This window comes from Gilliamella sp. CG25 (assembly GCF_046635705.1).
Lineage (GTDB): Bacteria > Pseudomonadota > Gammaproteobacteria > Enterobacterales > Orbaceae > Gilliamella > Gilliamella apicola_I.
Genome location: NZ_JBIDFJ010000012.1, coordinates 35,289 through 54,938, shown reverse-complemented (window position 1 = coordinate 54,938; position 19,650 = coordinate 35,289). Strand labels below are relative to the sequence as shown.

The 19,650-nt window shown below is 35.1% G+C and carries 19 protein-coding genes and 1 pseudogene; 12 read left to right on the top strand and 8 right to left on the bottom strand.

Annotated features, from left to right (window positions below; all coding sequences use genetic code 11):
- Positions 1-69: 69 nt before the first annotated feature.
- Positions 70-1,350, top strand: a complete 1,281-nt coding sequence (locus ACGH6P_RS09500) for an MFS transporter (protein ID WP_411597343.1) — start codon at positions 70-72, stop codon at positions 1,348-1,350.
- A 333-nt stretch (positions 1,351-1,683) separates the two neighbouring features.
- Positions 1,684-3,012 carry an amino-acid N-acetyltransferase gene (argA, locus tag ACGH6P_RS09495; RefSeq protein WP_411597342.1) on the top strand — a complete coding sequence of 443 codons (1,329 nt, stop codon included), beginning with the start codon at positions 1,684-1,686 and terminating at the stop codon, positions 3,010-3,012.
- Between the two features lie 276 nt (positions 3,013-3,288).
- On the opposite strand, the gene mutH is transcribed toward argA, so the two are convergent.
- The 3 genes from mutH to ACGH6P_RS09480 form a co-directional block, all read right to left on the bottom strand.
- Positions 3,289-3,960, bottom strand: a complete 672-nt coding sequence (gene mutH, locus ACGH6P_RS09490; protein WP_411590629.1) for a DNA mismatch repair endonuclease MutH — start codon at positions 3,958-3,960, stop codon at positions 3,289-3,291.
- A gap of 49 nt (positions 3,961-4,009) precedes the next feature.
- Entirely contained in the window at positions 4,010-4,558 is a 549-nt protein-coding gene (locus ACGH6P_RS09485; protein WP_411590631.1) for an NADPH-dependent FMN reductase, read from the bottom strand.
- Between the two features lie 78 nt (positions 4,559-4,636).
- The gene (locus tag ACGH6P_RS09480; protein ID WP_065558418.1) at positions 4,637-5,221 is read right to left on the bottom strand and encodes a Dps family protein; all 585 of its coding nucleotides are present in this window, start codon (positions 5,219-5,221) and stop codon (positions 4,637-4,639) included.
- 274 nt (positions 5,222-5,495) lie between these two features.
- On the opposite strand from ACGH6P_RS09480, the gene srlA reads away from it, so the two are divergent.
- The 6 genes from srlA (at position 5,496) to srlR (ending at position 9,582) form a co-directional block, all read left to right on the top strand.
- On the top strand, positions 5,496-6,044 hold the full coding sequence (gene srlA / locus ACGH6P_RS09475) for a glucitol/sorbitol-specific PTS transporter subunit IIC (RefSeq protein ID WP_267380263.1): 549 nt from the start codon (positions 5,496-5,498) through the stop codon (positions 6,042-6,044).
- Between the two features lie 27 nt (positions 6,045-6,071).
- On the top strand, positions 6,072-7,079 hold the full coding sequence (locus tag ACGH6P_RS09470) for a PTS glucitol/sorbitol transporter subunit IIB (RefSeq protein ID WP_411597341.1): 1,008 nt from the start codon (positions 6,072-6,074) through the stop codon (positions 7,077-7,079).
- A 24-nt stretch (positions 7,080-7,103) separates the two neighbouring features.
- A complete protein-coding gene (locus ACGH6P_RS09465) occupies positions 7,104-7,472 on the top strand; it encodes a PTS glucitol/sorbitol transporter subunit IIA (protein ID WP_267350126.1) in 369 nt (122 codons plus the stop codon).
- A gap of 10 nt (positions 7,473-7,482) precedes the next feature.
- Positions 7,483-8,262 carry a sorbitol-6-phosphate dehydrogenase gene (gene srlD / locus ACGH6P_RS09460; protein ID WP_267350125.1) on the top strand — a complete coding sequence of 260 codons (780 nt, stop codon included), beginning with the start codon at positions 7,483-7,485 and terminating at the stop codon, positions 8,260-8,262.
- A 72-nt stretch (positions 8,263-8,334) separates the two neighbouring features.
- A complete protein-coding gene (locus ACGH6P_RS09455; RefSeq protein WP_411597340.1) occupies positions 8,335-8,700 on the top strand; it encodes a transcriptional regulator GutM in 366 nt (121 codons plus the stop codon).
- A 102-nt stretch (positions 8,701-8,802) separates the two neighbouring features.
- Positions 8,803-9,582, top strand: coding sequence for a glucitol operon DNA-binding transcriptional repressor SrlR (gene srlR / locus ACGH6P_RS09450; RefSeq protein WP_267350121.1), 780 nt, complete (start codon positions 8,803-8,805; stop codon positions 9,580-9,582).
- 141 nt (positions 9,583-9,723) lie between these two features.
- On the opposite strand, the gene serA is transcribed toward srlR, so the two are convergent.
- Complete coding sequence (gene serA / locus ACGH6P_RS09445) at positions 9,724-10,965, bottom strand: phosphoglycerate dehydrogenase (RefSeq protein ID WP_411597347.1); 1,242 nt, start codon at positions 10,963-10,965, stop codon at positions 9,724-9,726.
- A gap of 59 nt (positions 10,966-11,024) precedes the next feature.
- The gene (rpiA, locus tag ACGH6P_RS09440; protein ID WP_267380256.1) at positions 11,025-11,699 is read right to left on the bottom strand and encodes a ribose-5-phosphate isomerase RpiA; all 675 of its coding nucleotides are present in this window, start codon (positions 11,697-11,699) and stop codon (positions 11,025-11,027) included.
- Between the two features lie 208 nt (positions 11,700-11,907).
- On the opposite strand from rpiA, the gene ACGH6P_RS09435 reads away from it, so the two are divergent.
- From ACGH6P_RS09435 to ACGH6P_RS09420, 4 genes are all read left to right on the top strand, one after another.
- Positions 11,908-12,807 (top strand): LysR family transcriptional regulator ArgP, encoded by a 900-nt coding sequence (locus ACGH6P_RS09435; protein WP_065558410.1) that lies wholly within the window; start codon positions 11,908-11,910, stop codon positions 12,805-12,807.
- A gap of 89 nt (positions 12,808-12,896) precedes the next feature.
- Complete coding sequence (gene hemE / locus ACGH6P_RS09430; protein WP_411597339.1) at positions 12,897-13,970, top strand: uroporphyrinogen decarboxylase; 1,074 nt, start codon at positions 12,897-12,899, stop codon at positions 13,968-13,970.
- On the top strand, positions 13,963-14,556 hold the full coding sequence (locus ACGH6P_RS09425) for a YjaG family protein (protein ID WP_267350113.1): 594 nt from the start codon (positions 13,963-13,965) through the stop codon (positions 14,554-14,556). Before hemE ends, ACGH6P_RS09425 begins: the two co-directional genes overlap by 8 nt.
- Before the next feature lie 176 nt (positions 14,557-14,732).
- On the top strand, positions 14,733-15,005 hold the full coding sequence (locus ACGH6P_RS09420; RefSeq protein WP_065558407.1) for an HU family DNA-binding protein: 273 nt from the start codon (positions 14,733-14,735) through the stop codon (positions 15,003-15,005).
- A gap of 172 nt (positions 15,006-15,177) precedes the next feature.
- On the opposite strand, the pseudogene ybaK reads toward ACGH6P_RS09420, so the two are convergent.
- The 3 genes and pseudogenes from ybaK to glyQ all read right to left on the bottom strand — a co-directional run bounded on the left by ybaK (position 15,178) and on the right by glyQ (position 19,646).
- Positions 15,178-15,664: pseudogene (gene ybaK / locus ACGH6P_RS09415) on the bottom strand (Cys-tRNA(Pro) deacylase).
- A gap of 965 nt (positions 15,665-16,629) precedes the next feature.
- Complete coding sequence (gene glyS / locus ACGH6P_RS09410) at positions 16,630-18,702, bottom strand: glycine--tRNA ligase subunit beta (RefSeq protein WP_411597346.1); 2,073 nt, start codon at positions 18,700-18,702, stop codon at positions 16,630-16,632.
- Between the two features lie 8 nt (positions 18,703-18,710).
- On the bottom strand, positions 18,711-19,646 hold the full coding sequence (gene glyQ / locus ACGH6P_RS09405) for a glycine--tRNA ligase subunit alpha (RefSeq protein WP_065558403.1): 936 nt from the start codon (positions 19,644-19,646) through the stop codon (positions 18,711-18,713).
- Positions 19,647-19,650: the final 4 nt, after the last annotated feature.

Here is a 19,650-nt window from a genome sequence, read left to right as displayed (position 1 = left end):
AATGTTATTTACATGATGAGTAAAATTTATTTTAGTGTTTTGAAAATTAATTTTTACAGGAAATAATAAATGAAAAATAGATATTTAGGCACTTCGATCTGTTTATATATAAACTACTTTGTGCATGGAATGGGGGCAATAATACTTGGTTTGAATATTGATTATTTAGCTGCTCAGTTTAATCCTGACATTGCTTACTTATTTAATATTACGCAAGATGCACTTACCCCTGAACAAACTGACTTAATAGGCAAGGCAAAAAAAAGTGTTTATGATGTCATGATGGGGTTAGGCGTGGGGCGCTTGCTAGTCCTCTTTGTTATGGGAACGTTATCCGATAAGTATGGGCGAAAACCTTTTATTGCGTTAGGCGGATTATTTTATATTGGTTTTTTAGTTGGTATTTTGGTAAGCCCGAGTTTTGAAATTGCCTTTATGTTTGCGGTGTTAGGCGGTATAGCTAATTCAACACTTGATGCCGGTACTTATCCTGCATTAATGGAAGCTTTTCCAAAATCGCCTGGCTCTGCATCGATATTAACTAAAGCAGCGATTGCCGCAGGTCAATCGGTACTACCTATCATTATGGGTATTATTATGGCGAGTGAAGGATATTACGGTTGGTCATTTATCTTATGTTGTTTTATTCTCGCATTAAATGCATTAGTTGTACTGAAAATGCCATTCCCAAATCATAAAATCACACCAGAACAAGAAGAAAAAGGTTTACAAACGATTACTGAAGAAGCGCCAACTTTAAAACATAAATCAAATTTTTGGATTGAAGGTATCTGTTTTATTGTGATAGGTTTTACCTCTACCGCAACATTTTATCTGGTTTCTTCATGTTTAAAGGATTTCTCTCAAACTGTCGCTGGTATGGATTCAGCAGGAGCGGTTAAGGCATTCTCTTCGTATGGTCTAGGTACCCTTGCTAGTGTCTTTTTAACTTCAATATTGGTCAAAAGTTTAATCAAACCTGTATATATTGTGGTTGTCTATCCGCTGTTATCTATGTTAATGCTTATCGTATTGTATCTCAATCCATCACCAACAATGTGTATTGTCGGAGGATTTGTGCTTGGTTTCACTGCTGCAGGCGGTGTATTACAGCTTGCATTAACGACCATGGCTGAATTTTTTCCATCAGGAAAGGGTAAAGTATTGGGCATTTTCTTCACTTCATCGAGCGTTGCAACGACAGTCATTCCCTTTTTAATTGGCTGGATATCTACAAATTTTGGTTTAAGATATATCATGTTAAGTGATGCAATCATTGCAGGTTTAGGTACATTACTAGCGGTTATCGTATTAATGCGCTATCGCATAATCTTTAATATTAATAAATAAATCATTTAATGAAATTTTAGGAGATGTTGATATTAATTATGACAAAAAACGGTGAATAAATAATACTCGTTTTTTAGTGCATTACTTAAATTTATTCTCAGTTTAAAAAGCATACAATAATGGTATGCTTTTTTTATACGTAGATTTTGTTTTTGTTACCACTTTTAATAATATTTTGATAAACAACACACTGTTGAATACAGGTTTTTCTTTTGTTACTTAACTTATGATTTTATCTTGTTAAAATTTTATCAAATATTGCTTGATTATTGTTCGCAAATAAATAAAAATACAAAAAATATGAATAAATATTCAATTTGGGTGATTGCGAAAATGAAAGAGCGAACAACCGAGTTAGTTGAAGGATTAAGGCATTCTGTACCTTATATCAATGCTCATCATGGAAAAACTTTTGTTATTTTATTAACAGGAGCTGTGCTAAAAAGTAATAACTATTCAAGTATTATTAGTGATATTGGATTGCTATATAGTCTTGGAATCAAATTGGTTATTGTCAATGGAGCACGCAATCAAATTGATGAATCACTTAAAAATCACAATATTGAGCCGAAATACCACAAAAACACCCGAATTACAGATGCCATTACTTTGGATATCATTAAGCAAGTAACTGGTATGTTACAACTGAATATTACAGCCAGTTTATCAATGAGTTTAAATAATACCCCATTACAAGGAGCTCATATTAATGTTGTCAGCGGTAATTTTGTTATTGCTCAACCCTTAGGAATAGATGAGGGAATTGATTATTGCCATACGGGTAAAATTCGTCGTATTAACAATGAGGCAATTGATGAGCAACTCAATCGTGGTTCAATTGTGCTATTAGGGCCGGTTGGTGTATCAGTGACTGGAGAAAGCTTTAATTTAGCTTCAGAAGATGTCGCTGCCGAAGTGGCGATTCGAGTCAAAGCTGAAAAGTTAATCAGCTTTTGTGCTGAGCAGGGTGTACTTGATGAACAAGGTAAAGTTATTACTGACCTTTTCCCAATCGATGCTGACAACTATGTCAATCGTAAACAGCAATTAGGTAAATATCTATCCAGTGAAGCTCGCTTTTTGAAAGCCGCTTCAAAAGCCTGTCGAAATGGTGTTAGGCGTAGTCATTTAGTTAGCTATTTAATTGATGGCGCTATTTTGCAAGAACTATTTTCACGGGATGGCATAGGAACGCAAGTTGCTAAAGAGCATTCGGAGCAAATTCGCTTAGCGACCATAAACGATATTGGTGGTATTTTAGAATTGATTCGTCCATTAGAAGAACAAGGTATTTTAGTTAAGCGTTCACGAGAGCAATTGGAAATGGAAATTGATAAATTCACAATTATTGAACGTGACAATATGACTATTGGTTGTGCAGCGCTTTATCCTTATCAGGAAGAAAAAATGGGTGAAATGGCATGTGTAGCCATTCATCCGGATTATCGCAATTCATCCAGAGGTGATTTGTTAATTAATACGGTTGCAAGTAGAGCACAAAATTTAGGACTCAATAAAATCTTTGTGCTAACAACGCGTAGTATTCATTGGTTTAGAGAAAAGGGATTTAACCCAGCTGAAGTTGATGATTTACCGATTAAAAAAAAGCAACTTTATAATTATCAACGTAACTCCAAAATTTTAATGCTTGATATTATTTAAATTCTTTTCTTAGATTTGAATAAATGCATACAATCAGTTGGTTAATAGCAACGGGAATATCGAAAAACGTATTATTTGTTGTAGTTAAATTGATTCGTTTTGCGTATTCATGCTTTACTACCTCAATTTATAATTAACACAACAAACCAATTTAACTGAACAACAAGAAAGAAGAATCGATTAAAAAAACATTTAAGTTAGAATTGCTAAAATTACTTGAATGTCATTAAAAAAATATAACTATTTGATATATAATGAATAAAATGATGATAGTATTTATTGGTAAGTAGCGTTGTGTAAAATTTGCTTGGTGAAAGACTTTTTAAGATAGAAACCACGTGGACGTGTTAAAATAGTTTGACCATTTTCTCCTACCGCTTCGGTTAAAGCTTTACCGTTTGCCGCTTTAGGTCTTATTTGTAAATATGTGCCATAATGTGCTGTAATTTTTTCAACATGACCTAATGCAATCATATCCATCAGTTCTTGCCAATCTTGTTTGAGTTGCTGTTCTTGTTCTTTTGAGGGTATCCATAAAATAGGACTGCCAACTTTACGATTGGCAAGTGGGATAGATCTTTCCCCTTCGATTGGGATCCAAAGTACTTTAGATAATTTATATTTCACATGGCTTGTTTCCCAAATCACACCATGATTTGCCATTAATGGTGCTACACTGACAAAGGTCGTTTCTAATGGTTTACCATGCATATCAATTGGAATTGTTTTTAGTTCGATGCCCAAATTACTAAAATCTCGTTCAGCTTTACTACCGGCATTGGCTCCCAAAAACGTTTCAATAAGATTGCCAACCCATCCTTTTTGTTTAGTCAAATTGTCAGGAATTGGCATGCCTAAATATTGAGCAATTTCACCAAATGTATATCCAGCAACAAGTTTTGCTCGATCTAATAACTCTTGTTCGTTGCTTGGAAAAAATATTGCCATTTATAAACGCTATCATCTAATAATTATGCCTACCTAAAATGATAAAGGATTAGCTTAATTTTTCAACCCATACTGCGTAAGCTTGAATAATTGATGAAAGAAATTCTCGGGTTTTTTCTGAAATATTGCCATTCGCATCGAAAGCGGCACTGATACCACCAATATAAGCTTCAGGCTGTTGTAAGGTTGGCATATCTAGAAAAACTAGTGACTGACGTAGTTGATGATTAGCACCAAAACCGCCAATTGCACCTTGTGAGACCGAAATCACTGCGGCTGGTTTTTTTGCCCAGACATTTTTACCATAAGGACGTGAGCCGACATCAATTGCATTTTTGATCACAGCAGGCAAACCTCGGTTATATTCAGGTGTGACAAAAATCACGCCTTGGCAATCCGCTATTTCGTTGCGAAATAAAGTGTAAGATGCTGGTGGGGTATCGGTATCAATATCTTCATTATAAAAGGGAAGATCGCCAATTTCGATTAAATATAAGGAAAGTGAAGAAGGGGCAATTTCTTTAAGGATTTTAGCTACTTTTAAATTATATGAACCTTTACGTAAACTACCAACGAGTACTGCAATTTTTTTACTCATTTTGGGTCCCCTTAAATTGAAAATAAAGAGACACCATGAGTGTCTCTTATTTAAAATATTACAGATCATTACGGTGTTTTAATGTCCTGATGAATCCAATTTACGTCCTGTCTCAAATAGGAACCAAGCTCGTCTTTCTGATTGGTCAATCCATTCTTCAATTAAGCTTGCTGTTGCTGAATCATTATATTTATCACAAATATCATGAGCAACACGCATTCGTTCTGTTAATCTAATATTATCTTGACAAAGTTCAGCAAGCATATCAGACGGCTCAACAAAATCTGCATTATTGTCAGAAATACTTTGTAATTTAGAGATGTGACTAATTGAACGTAACGTTGTTCCGCCCAATTTACGTACACGTTCAGCAATCGGATCAGTCATTGCAAATAGTTGATCTCCATGATCGTCTAACATTAAATGGTAATCACGAAAATGTGGACCACTGACATGCCAATGGAAGTTTTTAGTTTTTAAATACAAAGCAAAGACATCGGCTAACACAGAATTCATTGCTCCAGAGATATCTTTAGACGCTTTTTGACCTAAATCAGTTGGAAATAAAATTGCAGATTGTTGTAGTCTTTTTGCAGTAGCTGTACTTTTGGCAGATAACGGTTTTTTTGTAGTCGTTTTTTTGGAGGTAGTACTTTTAGCCATCTAATATTCTCCTATAGGTGAATTGTAAAAATTGCTTAACTTTCCTATACCAAATTACGCCAAGTCTTAACTAAAGTCCAATCAAAATGAGCTATTTTTAACTATTACTGCTATTTCAGCAGTCTATGATTCTTATTTTTATTCTAAATAAAGCATTATTTGAAATAAATTCTTTCACAATAAAAGAATTTATTTCAAATTGTGACATAGTTAAAAGTTTTGTGTTTTTGAAATTGATACTCTTTGTTTGAAGTTTAATTAATGAGGAGAAATTATGATTGATACAATTTCATATGGAGCCGAATGGTTTATCGGCTTATTTCAAGAAGGTGGAAAAGTGTTTGTCGGTATGGTTACGGGAATATTACCACTGTTAATTTCACTGTTAGTGGTTATGAATGCCGTAATCAAATTCATTGGGCAAGACCGTATTGAGCGCTTAGCGCAAGCTTGTGCAGGCAATCCTATTTCACGATATTTATTGTTACCTTTAATAGGCACATTTGTTTTTTGTAATCCGATGACGCTTAGCCTAGGGCGTTTTATGCCCGAGTTTTATAAACCTAGTTATTATGCGGCATCTTCTTACAGCTGCCATTCAATGAATGGGTTATTTCCTCATGTTAATCCCGGTGAACTTTTTGTTTATTTAGGTATCGCGGCCGGGTTAACAACCTTAAACCTTCCTTTAGGACCATTGGCTGTAAGTTATTTTTTAGTTGGCTTATTCACCAACTTTTTTAGAGGTTGGATTACTGATTTTTGTACTGCTATTTTTGAAAGAAAAATGGGCATTAAATTAGATCGAAAGGTACATCTATAACTAAAAGGAATAAACAAGGAAATGAACATGATGAAATTTATTCGAATTGAAAAAGGTGAAGCCGGTTGGGGTGGACCTTTAGAGCTGCCAATTATAGCGGGTAAAAAAATTGTCTACATTGCAGCAGGTACCCGACCAGCAATTGTTGATACTTTAGAAAAATTAACGGGTTGGCAAGCTATTGATGGTTTTAAAGAAGGGGAACCGCCTAAGGATGAAATTGGGGTTGCTGTCATTGATTGTGGTGGCACATTAAGATGTGGTATCTATCCTAAAAATAGAGTGCCTACAATTAATATTCATGCGACAGGTAAATCAGGGCCACTTGCCCAATATATTTTGGAAGATATTTATGTCTCAGCCGTAAAATCCAATAATATTAGTGTGATTGAAAAAGAGATGGATAGTGACATCCAGAAAGCATCTGTTACAAACAATTCACATCAAAAAGTGCACACAAATAATTTTAAAGAGTATGACAGTAGTAAAAAAATTACCGAACAAAGCGATGGTTTATTAGCAAAAATCGGTATCGGTATGGGATCAGGTGTTGCCGTATTCTTTCAAGCTGGTCGAGATACGATTGAAACTGTTCTTAAAACTATTTTACCGTTTATGGCATTTGTATCGGCTTTAATTGGTATTATTATTGCCTCAGGATTAGGTGATTTAATAGCTCATGGCTTAGTTCCATTAGCTGATAATCCACTTGGTCTGGTTATTTTAGCGCTTATTTGTTCTTTTCCATTACTTTCGCCATTTTTAGGACCCGGTGCGGTTATTGCACAAGTCATCGGGACGTTAGTTGGTGTTCAAATTGGTCTTGGTAATATTCCGCCACACTTAGCTTTACCTGCTTTGTTTGCCATTAATGCTCAAGCTGCTTGTGATTTCATTCCTGTCGGTTTGTCTCTTGCCGAAGCGAAACAAGATACCGTGCGTGTTGGGGTTCCCGCTGTTTTAGTCAGTCGTTTCTTAACTGGCGCGCCAACGGTTTTAATTGCGTGGGCAGTGTCGTTATTTATTTATCAATAAGCAAACGAATAGAGAAGGTCAAAGATGTCAAAAGTTATCTACCATTCAAAAGTTAAACAAATTGGTGACTTTGCCAAAGAAGCGTTGGCAGATGGCATGCTAATCCTGTTTAAAGAAGGTGCACCGTCTGATTTAGCCGATTATTGCTTTATACATAGTCATGACGAGTTAAGGCAGAATCTTGAAATAGGGCAATGCATTCAATTAGGCAAGCACACTTATCGTATAACTTCGGTTGGGGAAGTCGCCACAACCAATTTTAAAGAGTTAGGTCATCTCACATTAAGATTTGATGGGAATCGTGAAGCTGAATTACCGGGGTCAGTGCATGTTACTGGTGAAATACCTAATCAACTTAATATCGATGATGAAATTATAATTTTAACTATTTAAGGAACAGAAAATGAAACAAGTAGCAGTCATTATAGGTGGTGGACAAACCTTAGGGGCTTTTTTATCTGAAGGTATTGCTGATGCTGGGTATAAAATTGCCGTTGCAGATTTAAATTTTGATAATGCAAATAAAGTTGCTGAAGTAATAAATAAAAAATATGGGGTAGGAACAGCAAAAGGTTTTGGGGTCGATGCAACAAATGAGGAGAGCGTGCGACAGCTAGCACAAGAAGTTGATAATACATTTAAACGAATGGATTTAATGGTTTACAGTGCCGGTGTTGCTAAAGCTGCACCCATTACTCATTTCGTATTGAAAGACTTTCAATTATCCGTCAATGTTAATCTTACCGGTTATTTTTTATGTGCACGTGAATTTGCTAATTTAATGATTAAATATAAAACTGCCGGTCGAATTATACAAATTAACTCTAAATCGGGCAAAGTCGGTAGCAAACACAATTCAGGGTATAGCGCCGCAAAATTTGGTGGCGTTGGATTAACGCAATCTTTAGCACTCGATCTTGCTGACTACGGAATTACGGTTAATTCATTGATGCTGGGTAACTTATTAAAATCGCCAATGTTTCAATCCTTGATTCCACAATATGCTAAAAAACTTGGTATACCAGAAAACCAAGTTGAACAAGTTTATATTGATAAAGTGCCACTCAAACGAGGTTGTGATTATCAAGATGTGCTTAACGTATTGTTATTTTATGCAAGCGATAAAGCATCATATTGTACAGGACAATCAATTAATATTACGGGTGGACAAGTTATGTTTTAACTCAATTTGGTGCGAAGGTATAGCGATGCCTTTCGCACATCTCTTTTCTGGTCTGGTAAAAAGGAGATAATAATGGATACGACATCAACGTTAGCCTTATTGGCTCTAATTGCTTGGAGTATACAGATAATACTTGGCTGGTTTCAAATTCGTCGTTTTAATCGAGCATTTTTATCGATGAAGAAAGGCACTTACTTAGGTGTTGGTTGTAGCCAAACTCAACGTTTTAAACCGAAAGTTTTAATCGCGCTATCATTAGATCACGATAAAAAAGTGATTGATTCAGTATGGATGAAAGGAGTGACCGTTTTTGCATTGCCAAAACCAATACCACAATTATTGGGACTAAATATTACCGATATTATGCCTGAAACCATTTTCCCCAATGATTTTGCGTCACAAAGCGCCTTGATTCTTGCATTAAAAGCAAACAAATAATCCCTATCTTTTATTTTGAAAAGTATTTTCTTTCATGATGAAGTATAATATTTTATACAATAAATTAATTCTGTTATTGAACAGTAATAATGGACTCCAATCATGAAAGTAAGGCAACGACAAACTGCAATCTTAGAATATCTGCAAAAAAATGGGCAAGTGAGTGTTGATGAGCTAGCTACCCATTTTCAAACGACGGGTACCACTATTCGAAAAGATCTTACTCAACTCTATGAAAGTGGGCTTGTACTACGGACTTATGGTGGTGCAATGTTAAATCGCGAAATTGGTGACCGTGCGATTGATCACAAAACTTATATTAATACGGCACAAAAAAAAGCAATAGCACAGGAAGCGGCAACACTTATTCATGACGGGGATTCTGTTATTTTTGATGCAGGAAGTACCGTTGCACAAATGATTCCTATGCTAGCTCAATTCAATAATTTAACTATCATGACCAACAGCTTACATATGGTGAATGAGCTCGTTGCTAATGATAATGACCAAAATATTATATTAACAGGTGGCACATTTCGTCGTAAATCCGCTTCGTTTCATAGTAATAATGCTTCAGCTATTGCAGCATTTGAATCCTATTCATTTGATAAACTGTTTATGGGTGCTGATGGCGTGGATTTGGTTGGTGGGGTAACCACTTTTAATGAAAGTTATCACGGTAGTGTGGCAATGAGTAAAGCTGCTGCCAAACTGATTTTATTAGCGGATTCTTCAAAGTTTGGACGACGAAGCCCAAATGTTGTTTGTGATTTAGATGCAGTGGATACTATCATCACTGATGATCATTTAGATGATAAATATTATGATGCTTTGATACAACGGGGTATCAATGTTATTAAAGTTAAAGTAGTTGATAAATAGATTAATACTAAAGTTTGATTGAATGTGGAATTAAATTTCTGGAGTATTTGGCTTCTTACGTAATCTCAATATATATATATTGAGATACGTTAGAAACCAAAACCCATGATCAATAACCCTTTAATTGATAATTTTCTTTAGTTAAAATAGTAATCTTGCTCTGATAGTCCCTGCGACATTTTTGAGTTTAATTAATAACTCTTCAGCTTTACTTTGTTCAACCCTATCGATATCAATAACTACATAGCCAATTTTAGGATCCGTTTGTAGGTATTGAGCCGAAATATTTAAACCTTGTTCTGCAAACAAAGTATTGATTGCGGTTAATACACCGGGTTGATTATGGTGAATATTGATAAATCGACTCGATCCTTTAGCCGGAATAGGTAAAGAAGCTTCAGGAAAATTAACAGCTGACAGGGTCGCACCTGTGTCGGAATATTTAGCCAATTTAGTCGCCACTTCGATACCAATGTTTTCTTGAGCTTCGCTGGTAGAACCACCAATATGCGGAGTGATAATGACATTATCGAATTCACATAATGGCGATTCAAATGGATCATTATTACTTGCTGGTTCGGTCGGAAATACATCAATGGCGGCACCACTAATTTTATTGGCTTTTAAAGCATCAGTTAATGCATCAAGATCGATAACTTTACCGCGTGATGCATTAATTAATATCGCACCTGATTTCATTTGATCGATCTCATTTTTGCTGATCATTCTGATTGTGGTTGGGTTTTCAGGGACATGCATACTGACAATATCACTCATTGCGAGTAATTCATTCATGCTTGCTACCTGTTTTGCATTGCCTAAAGGTAATTTTGTTTCAATATCATAAAAATAGACATTCATTCCCAATGATTCAGCCAATATACTTAATTGGCTACCTATGTGACCATAGCCAATAATACCTAGATTTTTACCTCTAGCTTCATGAGATCCCGTCGCTATTTTATTCCATTTACCTTGATGAGCTTGAGCATTGGCTTCTGGTACTCGTCGAAGTAATAATATGGCTTCGGCTAAAACAAGCTCAGCAACAGATCGCGTATTCGAAAATGGAGCGTTAAAAACAGGAATACCTTTAACAGTTGCAGCATCGAGATCAACTTGATTCGTGCCTATACAAAAACAACCAATACCGGCTAATTTAGGTGCTGAATTAATAATATCTTCGGTTAAATGAGTTCTTGAGCGAATTCCTATGAAGCGGACATCTTTTAAGGCTGTTTTAAGTTCGGTAGGGGATAAGGCGCTTTTAAGATATTCTATATTTGTAAAACCTGCGGATTTGAGTACCTCAACGGCACTAGGGTGAACACCTTCAAGTAATAAAAACTTATTTTCATCTTTAGTTAAAGCCTGAACAACCATCTTTTCCTCTCTTTCCATATACCACATCAATGCGTAAAACTTTAATAATAACACTCAATTTAATTTGAACAACGGTTTAATGTTAACTCTTTGACACCTGAACTTGAACCGACTAATGCAATGTTTGCACCTCGGTTAGCAAACAAACCAACTGTGACGACACCTGGAATATTATTAATACAATTTTCTAATTCAATTGGGTTTGTGATGACTAAATCATGAATGTCTAAAATAACATTGCCATTATCAGTCACCACGCCCTGACGATAAACGGGTTTTCCACCCAGTTTAAATAACTCACGTGCAACGTATGATCTAGCCATTGGAATGACTTCAATGGGTAAAGGAAATTTACCTAATACATTGACAACTTTTGATTCATCAACAATACAAATAAACTGTTTAGCCAATGCTGAAACAATTTTTTCGCGCGTGAGTGCAGCTCCTCCACCTTTTATCATCTGCATCTGATAATTAATTTCATCTGCGCCATCAACATAAACATCCAAACTATCGACTTCATTACAATCAAGTACGGGGATACCATAGCTGAGTAGTTTTTGGGTGGAAGCTTCTGAACTTGAAACCGTTCCTTTAATTTGACCTTTAATCGTTGCTAAAGCATCAATAAAATGTGCGGCTGTTGACCCTGTTCCAACTCCAACTAATGAGTTGGGTTTTACAAACTTTAAAGCAGACCAGCCGACCGCTTTTTTTAATTCATCTTGCGTCATAATATCACCGTAGTTTTAAATAATTTTTATTCAAAAAAATAAAATTTTGAAAGCAAAATTACTGAAGATATGGCATAGTAACCGTTTGGAAAGCAAAAATCATTAGTATTTTAATAAAATATATTAAGTTTTAGATCTATTTAAAAAATTAGCCGGTTCTAAAAGGTTTGAGTATTCAAGCAAAGATCCCATTATTCGTAAAGAGATTATGAAGCGTCCAGATTATAGAGCATTACAAGCATTAGATGCAGTAATAAAAGAGCGAGGTTTTGAAAGAGCAGCCGATAAATTGTGTATTACACAACCGGCGGTTTCACAACGCATCAAGCAACTTGAAAGTTTTTTTGGTCAGCAGCTTTTAGTCAGAACCATTCCGCCCAAAGCGACCAAGCAAGGGGAACATCTTTTAGGTTTATTGCATCAAGTAGAATTACTCGAACAACAATGGTTAGGCGATAACGATCAAAATCCGACACCATTGTCGTTATCGATTGCAATCAACGCGGATTCACTCGCAACCTGGCTTTTACCTGCGTTAAAACCCGTGTTAGATAAAAATATTTTACGTTTTGATATCCAAGTTAAAGATGAAGAGCATACATTAGAATTATTGCGACTTGGTACGGTTGTGGCCGCAATCAGTATTCAAGCCAATCCATTACCGGGTTGCTTGTCAGATATGTTAGGCGCCTTAGACTATATTTTTGTTGCGTCGCCAGATTTTGCTAAAAAATATTTTCCTAATGGGGTTACCCGTTCTTCCTTGTTAAAAGCACCAGCGGTAGCTTTTGACCATTTAGATGATATGCATCAAGCTTTTTTACAAGAGAATTTTAATCTTACGCCAGGAAGTGTCGTCTGTCATATAACCAGTTCTTCTGAAGCATTTGTTCAGCTAGCCAAACAAGGTTCGGCTTGTTGTATGTTACCAAAACTTCAAGTTGAACAAGAGTTGAAAACGGGAGAACTTGTCAATTTGACAGAAGGTCTTTATCAAAGACGAATGCTTTATTGGCATCGATTTGCCCCTGAAAGTAGTGTGATGCAAAATATTTCTGAAACATTGATCCGTTATGCACAAAATGTGCTTTCTCAACCTCATAAATAATCGATTATATAAGCATATAAAATGTTAAAATAAGATGTTAACTTTAAACGTTTGGATCAATTGTCATAACAACTAAAAGAGTCGATGCTATGTATCAACTAAAAAATGATCGTTATTTACGAGCTTTACAGTGTTTACCTGTTGATTACACGCCTGTGTGGATGATGCGCCAAGCTGGGCGTTATTTACCTGAATATCGTGATTTAAGAGCTAAAGCAGGGGATTTTATGACGATGTGTCAAACTCCCGATTTAGCTTGTGAAGTGACTTTGCAGCCACTGAAAAGATTTGATCTTGATGCCGCCATTATTTTTTCTGATATATTAACTATTCCTGATGCAATGGGGCTTGGTTTGTATTTTGAAACAGGAGAAGGCCCAAAATTTAAGCAATCAATTCAGTGTCTATCTGATATTCAGCAACTCCCCATTCCTGATCCAGAGCAATCATTAAGATATGTGATGGATGCTATTCGGCTAACCAAAAAAGAACTCGACGGAACAGTACCATTAATTGGATTTTCGGGTAGTCCGTGGACACTCGCTACCTATATGATTGAAGGTGGTAGTAGTAAAGCTTTTACTAAAATAAAAAAAATGCTGTATAGTGATCCTAAGGCACTGCACCTATTACTTGAAAAACTGGCTAACAGTGTCGCTATATATTTAAATGCCCAAATTGAAGCTGGTGCGCAGTCGATAATGATATTTGATACTTGGGGCGGGGTGCTAAGTCATCAAAGCTATCAAACGTTTTCATTAGATTATATGAAATTAATCTTATCGCAATTAAAACAAGGTAAAAAGAGTCAAAATATCACTTCTTATGTACCTGTAACCTTATTTACTAAAGGTGGCGGATTATGGCTAGAAAATATTATAAACTCGGGATGTGATGCGATAGGTGTTGATTGGACAGTTGATCTAAATAACGTGCCACAAAAAGGACAAATAGCGGTACAAGGTAATCTTGATCCTTCAGTATTATATGCTGATAAGCAAATAATCAAAGCGAATGTAGATGCTGTGTTATCGGAATTTGGCTATCATAATGGGCATGTTTTTAATTTAGGACATGGTATTCATCAAGATATTCCGCTAGAACATGTACAATATTTAATTGACGCGGTTCATCGTCAATCAAAAAGGTTTCATCATGATTAAAAACCCAATTCAATTAAGAATGGAAAAATTGCCTGAATGGCAACAACGTTTATTTATGGTTTGTTTGTGTGAACGAATGTACCCTAACTTTGTTTACTACTGCAAACAAGTTGATAATCAAGAAGATAGTAAAAATTACAAAAAAATACTTGATTTAATATGGGAATCCTTATTAGTCTATGATGTAAAAATAAACTTTGATTTACAGCTAGAAAAATTAGAAGCTATCATTCCTGTTTTTACTAATGAAAGCCCTTATATGGTCTATCCTGCTATTGATGCATGTCAGGCACTTAGCGAGTTGTTACACTCGTATTTAAGTGGTGATATTGCTGAACACACCGCTAAAGTAAGTAGTATCTCAGCGACAACTATTGCTGAATTTGAGATGACAAAAGAAAATATTTTACTTTCAGAGGATGAACAACAGCAATTACCTAGTGTAATTGATGAATTTGATTTGCAATGGGAAATTTTCCGATTATTACGCGATGAAAAAAATGAAATGGAAGATTTAATAAAAGGTCTAAAAGCAGAAATTCGGACGTCACAAATGAGCAATATTGGTGTTTTTTTAAGCAATTAAAGCGTTCCAGCCATGATTTTTTTATTTTTTAATAAATTTTTCTTTTATATTAGAGCAATATAGACTACATTTAATAGTAATGTAACCTAAATGTTGTTTACAGTTGGAAAGTTATGTAATTAACTTTCTTTATTATGTTAACTTTAACAATAAAATAAATATGTAAGGATATTTCCATGAATAAAACAGAACTTGTCGATGCAATTGCTAGTAAAGCTGATATTACTAAAGTTGCAGCTAAAACTGCGTTAGAAGCTACATTAGCAGCTATTACTGAATCATTAAAAGCTGGCGAACCAGTACAATTAGTTGGTTTCGGTACATTTAAAGTTAATGCTCGTAAAGCACGCACGGGTCGTAATCCTAAAACCGGTAAAGAAATCAAAATTGCTGCAAGCAAAGTACCTGCTTTCGTATCAGGTAAAAGTCTTAAAGAAGCAATCAAATAGTTTTTTTAAATTGTCGAAAATGTTTTTTTGACAATTAATAACGCTAGGTCATGGAACATCGTTTCATGACCTTTCTATTTAAAAAAATGATTAAAACGTATCAATGCATTACAATGCGTTTAAAATATCTTACATTTAATCTGTGTTTGTTAGTTAATATTATTTAATTAAGCTAAGATGTAATTTCTATAAATTTAGCATTTAATACTGTAAGTAAATCACTAGGTGCCATTTCAATTTCTAATCCTCTTTTTCCGCCTGATACCAACATAGTGTTTAAATAATTTGCGCTAATATCAATTAATGTGGGTAGACGTTTTTTCTGACCTAATGGACTGATTCCTCCAACCAAATAGCCTGTCGTTTTTTCAGCTATATTAGGATGAGTTAAATCAATCTTTTTACAGTTAAATGCTTTTGCTACTTTTTTTAAGATCTAAATGTTTATTAACAGGTAATACGCAAACAGCTAATGTTTTGTCATTGTTGTTTAAACTTACAACAAGCGTTTTAAAAATTTGATCGGCAATCACATTTAATGTTGGATCAAGTTTATTGACAGCTTCTTGACCGTAATTAGTTGTATTAGGGTCGTGTTCATATTGATGAATTTTAAATTGAATTTTTAATTTTTTTAGTTGGTTAATCGCTGGTGTCATATCAATATCCCCTGTAATTCAAAATGATAGGGTATCATTTAATTTTAATCACTCTATAAATTTTTTAATAGAGTGATTAAAAAGAATAGTGGATAATTTTAAATAATTAATTGATATTTTGCTTTGTTTTTTAATGGGTTTTATGCTGGTTTTTTAATAGCATATTGAGACGATAAAGGAAACATATCATAAAGATATTTGCAAATATTATTATTGTTGAATAGATAATATTTATCATCAGCGATGTAATTGAAATTGCCCAATGTGACAATAAAAATATAGCTAAAAAGTAGATTAAAAACATTGGTAAGGTTAATCGCCAATACATTAACGTGTGTGTAAAACAGTCTATAAATTTTTGGAAAAAATCTTTTGTTGAAGGTTCAATAATTAAACTATTGAATTGGAAATAAACTATCGATATAACAATCATAACAACAATCGTGACCGTTAAAATTAAAAGATTCATGATTTGGATGGGTAAAATCAGATTCAAAACTGAGCATATTAATAACATAAATATTAACCCAGTAACGATTAAACATGCACAAACTAAATTTAAACCGATTAAATTTAATATGTTTGGTAACAAACGGGACAATATTAAATTGAAATTAAATTTATTGCTGATTGAATAATTATATATCACAGCAAGTATAATCGCCTGTGTCATAAAATTTATCACCATATAAATCATTGCTGGTTTTAATAATTGCAATAACACGGCATAGGGAGATTGGTTAGATAATTGCTGAAAAAGTTGTTTATCAAATAAATTATTTAAAATTGGTGTGGTAGTGGCACTGATTAAAAAACAGATGATAATGATTGGCTGAAAACGATTTCTAATAAAATTAATTGTTTCATTTAACAATCGAGAAAAGGATAATTCGGTTTGCATTTTTTAGCTCTAAGTCATTAAGTGGTAACCAAAATAGGCTACCACAAGTGTTGATATATATTTATTATGATTGTAATAATGAGATATCTGCAACTTTTAAAAATAAACTTTGTAGTTTTTTCAATAATGATAAACGATTAAGTTTTATTTTTTCATCATTAACCATGACCATAACTGAAGCAAAAAATTCATCAACGGGTGCTTTAAGCGTAGATAACTCAACGAGGGCATCTTGATACCGTCCTTGATTAAAATATGGGGCTAATTTATCCATTAACACCGCAACATGTTTTGCTAACTCTCCTTCTGCACCAGCTTCAAGCAATGAAGCATTAACACTATCAGGAATTGCTAGTTCTGCTTTAGACAATATATTCGATACTCGTTTATTTGCTTCAGCTAATGATGATGCTTCTGGCAGTGTTCTAAAATGTGTTACGGCTTTTACACGCGCATCAAAATCGGCTGGTTTGGTAGGATTAAGAGCCAATACGGCTTGAATAGTATCAATGGTGAAACCAAGTTCTTGATACCAAGCACGAAAACGACCCTGCATAAAACTAACAATATCAGTTACAACATTTTGGTTATTTAATTTATCACCATATAATGAAACGGCAAATTCAGATAACGCAATAAGATCTAACGGTAAGTTTTTTTCTACAATGATTCTTAAAACACCAATAGCCGCACGTCGCAGTGCAAAGGGATCTTTATCGCCTTTAGGGTGTTGCCCAATACCAAAAATACCGGCTAAAGTATCCATTTTTTCAGCGATTGAAACAGCACAAGAAACAGCTGTACTTGGCAACTCATCACCGGCAAAACGAGGTTTATACTGTTCTTCTATGGCGGTGGCGACTTCAACACTTTCACCATCTTTAAGGGCTAAATAACGTCCCATAATCCCTTGCGTTTCAGGAAACTCGAAAACAGTGTTCGTGACTAAATCGCATTTAGTCAATTTTCCTGCACGTTTTGCTTGCGCTACATCTGCACCAATTTGCTCAGCAATGAAACCTGACAATGATTCAATACGTAATGCTTTATCTTTTACAGTCCCCAACTGTTGTTGAAATAATACCGTTTCAAGGCGAGGTAAGCGATCTTCTAAACGCTGTTTTAAATCTGTTTTATAGAAAAACTCAGCATCGGCTAAACGTGGACGAACCACTTTTTCATTACCGGCAATGACCACTTGCGGATCTTTTGACTCAATATTAGCAACAAAAATAAAATTCGGTAGCAATTTTCCTTGTTTATCATAAACAGGGAAGTATTTTTGATCGCCTTTCATAGTATAAACAAGTGATTCGGCTGGGACGTCTAAAAAACGTTCTTCAAATTTTGCTGTTAAAACAACCGGCCACTCAACCAATGAAGAGACTTCTTCTAATAAACTGTCTGTTAAATCCGCTTTACCATTAAGTTTTGCCGCTGCGGCTTCTGCTTGTTGTTGGATAATTAATTTACGTTTATCATAATCAGCAATAACTTTACCGCGTTGTTCTAAAATTTCAGGATATTGATCGGCATTATCGATAGTAAACTCCTGTTCACCCATAAAACGGTGTCCACGGATCACCCGTGCGGAATCAATGTCTAAAATAGTACCGGGTACCAGTTCATCACCATATAACATCGTCACAGTATGGCTTGGGCGAATAAATTCAACTTGACGGGCTGCCCAGCGCATTGGTTTTGGTATTGGTAATTTGTTTAAAGCATTTTTAACCATATCACATAACAAATTGACAACAGGCTGTCCTTTTTGATTTTGTGTATAAGAAAGCCATTCCCCTTTATCTGTTTGTATTCGTTCTGCTTGATCAACCGTAATACCACAACCACGAGCCCAACCTTCTGCGGCTTTCGTTGGATTTCCTGCTTGATCGAATGCTGCACTTACTGCGGGGCCTCGTTTAACGATTTGGCTATCAGGTTGAGTATCATTCAGATTTAATACTTTTAATGCTAAACGTCTTGGTGATGCATACCAAAGGACTTCACCATGTTCTAAATTTGCATTATCCAGTTGTTCGATAAAATTAGCCGCAAAACTTTCAGCCAAAGTGCGGAGCGATTTTGGTGGTAACTCTTCTGTACCAATTTCCACTAAAAATGTTTTTTGCATAATATATATTCCTACTTAGATGATGCACTTTCGCTTGAAGGTGAATTTTGGCACATAGGGAAACCGAGCGCTTCACGTGATGCATAATAGGCTTCAGCAACCATTTTAGTTAATGTTCGAATACGTAATATATAGCGTTGTCGCTCTGTAACCGAAATGGCTTTACGGGCATCAAGTAAATTAAAACAGTGAGCGGCCTTTAAAATACGTTCATAAGCTGGTAAAGGAAGTGGCTTTTCTAACTCAAGCAAAAATTTTGCTTCTTTTTCGTGTTGTTCAAAACAGTAAAATAAGAAGTCAGTATTCGCATATTCAAAATTATAAGTTGATTGTTCAACTTCGTTTTGATGGAAAACATCGCCATAAGTCGTTTTACCGAATGCTCCATCACTCCAAATCAAATCGTAAACACTATCGACGCCTTGAATATACATGGCTAGTCGTTCTAAACCATACGTTATTTCACCTGTTACTGGCTTACATTCAAGTCCACCGACTTGTTGAAAATAAGTAAATTGGGTTACTTCCATACCATTTAACCACACTTCCCAGCCAAGCCCCCAGGCACCTAAGGTTGGGTTTTCCCAATTGTCTTCAACAAAGCGAATATCATTGATTGTTGGATCTAGACCAAGCTCCTTTAACGAACCTAAATAAAGTTCTTGGATATTATCGGGTGAAGGTTTTAAAATAACTTGGAATTGATAATAATGTTGTAGCCTATTTGGATTTTCACCATAACGACCATCAGTAGGGCGACGAGAAGGCTGAACATAAGCAGCATTAATTGGCTCAGGTCCAAGCGCACGTAAACAGGTCATTGGATGTGATGTACCTGCACCCACTTCCATATCTAAGGGTTGAATCACTGTACAACCTTGATTAGCCCAGTAATCTTGTAACGTAAGTATTAAACCTTGAAAGGTTTTGACATTAAACTTTTGCATGATG

Coding starts and splice junctions, on each gene's coding strand:
- ACGH6P_RS09500 (WP_411597343.1), top strand. CDS start 70: ATGAAAAATAGATATTTAGGCACTTCGATCTGTTTATATATAAACTAC.
- argA (WP_411597342.1), top strand. CDS start 1,684: ATGAAAGAGCGAACAACCGAGTTAGTTGAAGGATTAAGGCATTCTGTA.
- mutH (WP_411590629.1), bottom strand. CDS start 3,960: ATGGCAATATTTTTTCCAAGCAACGAACAAGAGTTATTAGATCGAGCA.
- ACGH6P_RS09485 (WP_411590631.1), bottom strand. CDS start 4,558: ATGAGTAAAAAAATTGCAGTACTCGTTGGTAGTTTACGTAAAGGTTCA.
- ACGH6P_RS09480 (WP_065558418.1), bottom strand. CDS start 5,221: ATGGCTAAAAGTACTACCTCCAAAAAAACGACTACAAAAAAACCGTTA.
- srlA (WP_267380263.1), top strand. CDS start 5,496: ATGATTGATACAATTTCATATGGAGCCGAATGGTTTATCGGCTTATTT.
- ACGH6P_RS09470 (WP_411597341.1), top strand. CDS start 6,072: ATGATGAAATTTATTCGAATTGAAAAAGGTGAAGCCGGTTGGGGTGGA.
- ACGH6P_RS09465 (WP_267350126.1), top strand. CDS start 7,104: ATGTCAAAAGTTATCTACCATTCAAAAGTTAAACAAATTGGTGACTTT.
- srlD (WP_267350125.1), top strand. CDS start 7,483: ATGAAACAAGTAGCAGTCATTATAGGTGGTGGACAAACCTTAGGGGCT.
- ACGH6P_RS09455 (WP_411597340.1), top strand. CDS start 8,335: ATGGATACGACATCAACGTTAGCCTTATTGGCTCTAATTGCTTGGAGT.
- srlR (WP_267350121.1), top strand. CDS start 8,803: ATGAAAGTAAGGCAACGACAAACTGCAATCTTAGAATATCTGCAAAAA.
- serA (WP_411597347.1), bottom strand. CDS start 10,965: ATGGTTGTTCAGGCTTTAACTAAAGATGAAAATAAGTTTTTATTACTT.
- rpiA (WP_267380256.1), bottom strand. CDS start 11,699: ATGACGCAAGATGAATTAAAAAAAGCGGTCGGCTGGTCTGCTTTAAAG.
- ACGH6P_RS09435 (WP_065558410.1), top strand. CDS start 11,908: ATGAAGCGTCCAGATTATAGAGCATTACAAGCATTAGATGCAGTAATA.
- hemE (WP_411597339.1), top strand. CDS start 12,897: ATGTATCAACTAAAAAATGATCGTTATTTACGAGCTTTACAGTGTTTA.
- ACGH6P_RS09425 (WP_267350113.1), top strand. CDS start 13,963: ATGATTAAAAACCCAATTCAATTAAGAATGGAAAAATTGCCTGAATGG.
- ACGH6P_RS09420 (WP_065558407.1), top strand. CDS start 14,733: ATGAATAAAACAGAACTTGTCGATGCAATTGCTAGTAAAGCTGATATT.
- glyQ (WP_065558403.1), bottom strand. CDS start 19,646: ATGCAAAAGTTTAATGTCAAAACCTTTCAAGGTTTAATACTTACGTTA.